Here is a 2708-nt window from a genome sequence, read left to right as displayed (position 1 = left end):
GCGCAACCCCGCGCGTGACCGGCGTCGACCCCGTCCGCGAGCCCTCGAGGAAGCCGGCCACCAGGCGGTCCGGGTCCAGCCTCGAGCGCTCGGCCAGCCGCCGGGCGGCCTCGAGGACGACGGCCTCGAAGGCGTCTCCGTCCGGCGCGGCGTCGTCGTCGCCCTCGACGTCCAAGACGACGGCGCGTGTGACCAGGTGCTCGAACGGGGTCTCGTCGTTGAGGCCCTTGTCCTTCAGGATCGTGCGGAGCTCGCCGTCGAGCCCCTCGTAGCGGCGGCGGCCCAGCCGCTCGAACAGGTGGTAGATGGCGCCCTCCCGGTCGACGGCCGGGTTCGGCGCCACGTAGTAGCGGTACCACAGCACGCCGCCGACCGTGATGGCGACCGACGCTCCCAACGCGAGCGCACCGAGTTGGGCCACCAAGATGAGAGGCGCGACGATGCCGGCGATCTGCATCCAGGGGTACCACGGGCTCCGGTAGCCCGGCACGTAGCTCGCGATCCGGCTCTCGCGCATCACGATCACGGCCACGTTTAACAGGCCGAACAGCAACAGCTGGAACGCGCTCGCCAGCTTGGCGATGCCCTCGACATCGAGGGCGACGATCGCCAGGATCATCAGGGCCGCCGTGACGACGATGGCGGGGACCGGCGTCCCGAACCGGCCTAGGGCGCCCAACCGCGGGCTCACCAAGCGGTCCCGGGCCATCGCGAGGGGGTACCTCGAGGCCGACAAAATCCCGGCGTTGCCCGTCGAGGCGAACGCGGCGATGGCCGCGGCCACGATGAGCAGCAGGCCCCACCGGCCGGGCAACCACTCAAAAAAGGCTTCGGCCGCGGTCGCGACCGGCGTCAGGTCGCTCCTGAGCTCGGACGGGTCCAGGACGGCGATCATGATGAACACGCCGACGCAGTAGATCGCGGTCGCGGTCGCGAGCGACAGGAACATCCCGAGCGGCAGGTTGCGGTCCGGGTTCTGGACCTCCTCGGCCACGCTCGCCACCTTCGTCAAGCCGGCGTAGCTCACGAACACGAGACCGACGGTCGCCAGCAGGCCCTCGGTCCCGAACGGGGAGAAGGGCGTGAACTGGCGCCCGACCTCTCCGTCCTCGAGGCCGGCGACCGCCACCAGGCCTTGGACCACGAAGAACGCCAGCACGCCCACCAAGACAGTCACCAGGACCCGCTGCAGCGTGCTCGTCTCCTTGGCGCCGACCACGTTGAGGACGGCGAACGCGATCGTCAGCCCGACGGCGAGCGGCTTGATGGGGACGTCGAAGAAGAACACCAAGTACGCGCCCATCCCGACGAGGGCGAACGCGCTCTTGAGCACCAACGCGATCCACGTCCCTAACCCACCGACGGTGCCTGCGAGCGGCCCCAAACTCCTGTCTAGAAAGTAGTAGGCGCCTCCAGCCTTGGGCATGGCCGTCGAGAGCTCAGCCGCGCTGAACATGGCGGGCAGGATGAATACACCCGCTAGGAAATAGGCCAGGACGGTCGCCGGGCCAGCCTTCGCCGTCGCCAGGCCTGGGAGCAGGAAGAACCCCGAGCTGAACATGGCGCCCGTGCTGATCGCGTAGACGTCGAACAGGGTCAGGCTCTTCTTGAGTCGGGGGGCGTCGGGCATGGTGCCCGAAGCTACGAGGCCCCGCCCTCGAGGGCGACGCGCCATCCTCGAGGACGAGACGGCGTTTTGCCCTCTCGCGGGGCGCAGTTCAGCGCTGCTGCGAAACCATTGTGGGTATCGTGTGTGTGAGCCATGTTGGGGACGTGAACGCCCCATCGATCCATTACTTCCCACCGACGCAACCGAATGCGCTACTTCGCTACTCTCGCCCTCGCGGCAGTACTTCTGTCACCACTCTCACAGGCACAACAGGCCATAGCTCCGCAATCGGTCTCCAATTCGATCGGCGTGCCGGCTCTAGTTGCCCCAGGCGATACGACTGTCGTCAGCAACATTCCTGAAGGAACCAACACTATCAGTACGTTCACTGGGGGTGAGGGCAACTTCCTCTTTGGGACGGGCTCGTTTGGAACGGAGATCTTCGGGTCAGGCTACACACTGCCTGACGAGGCCCCATACGAGGTCATTGGATCTACGTTATTTGTCACAGGCGTGCCGGACGATGGTGAGACATTCACGGTATCGGTTTACGAGGGAACCCTCGAGGATGGCCCCGACTCAACCGCGCTCTATACCGAGTCGTTTGATACCGACCTCGTCCCGGACGTTGCGGACAATACGATTAGCCAGACAGTCATCTTTTTCGACCAGCCCGTCCCAGTCTCTGGCGATGTCTTCTTTGTTGTCTACGACGTCAATGGTGTAACGAGCCAGTTCGGAGCCGGCTCCACCGCGCTTCTAGACAACGAGACGCCCGAGACTATCGTCACGCAAGACGGGGTGTTCGTTCGGGTGGACCAAGAGTTTAATGCAGGCAGTGATCCGCTTCAGGTCTACCTCTTCGGAGACGCGATCGTCGTAGAGGTCGAGGAAGATGCTGGCGTGGCCCGTCTCCAGGTGATCCACAACGCGCCGGACCCGGCCGCGTCCACCGTCGACGTCTATGTCAACGGCGCTCTCACCCTCGACGACGTCGACTTCCGTGAGGCCTCTCCCTTCCTAGACGTTCCCGGCGGCGAGGACCTCGTCGTCGACGTGGTCCCCGGCGACGCAGCCGACAACTCGGCTCCGGTCTTCA

At 65.6% G+C, this 2708-nt stretch carries 1 protein-coding gene and 1 pseudogene; one reads left to right on the top strand and one right to left on the bottom strand.

The genetic code is table 11. The features are described from left to right. The coding region (locus tag WBA11_RS14740; RefSeq protein WP_424521421.1) for an APC family permease at positions 1–1630 on the bottom strand (1630 nt) is incomplete at its 3' end. Positions 1631–1816: 186 nt separating this feature from the next. Between WBA11_RS14740 and WBA11_RS14735 the strand changes: the two are divergent. Continuing rightward, positions 1817–2708 (top strand): annotated as a pseudogene (locus tag WBA11_RS14735) (hypothetical protein); the annotation flags it as partial.

The organism is Rubrivirga sp. (assembly GCF_049648075.1).
GTDB lineage: Bacteria > Bacteroidota > Rhodothermia > Rhodothermales > Rubricoccaceae > Rubrivirga.
The sequence above is the reverse complement of the archived record's forward strand: the minus strand, read 5'-3'. Positions and strand labels throughout refer to the sequence as shown.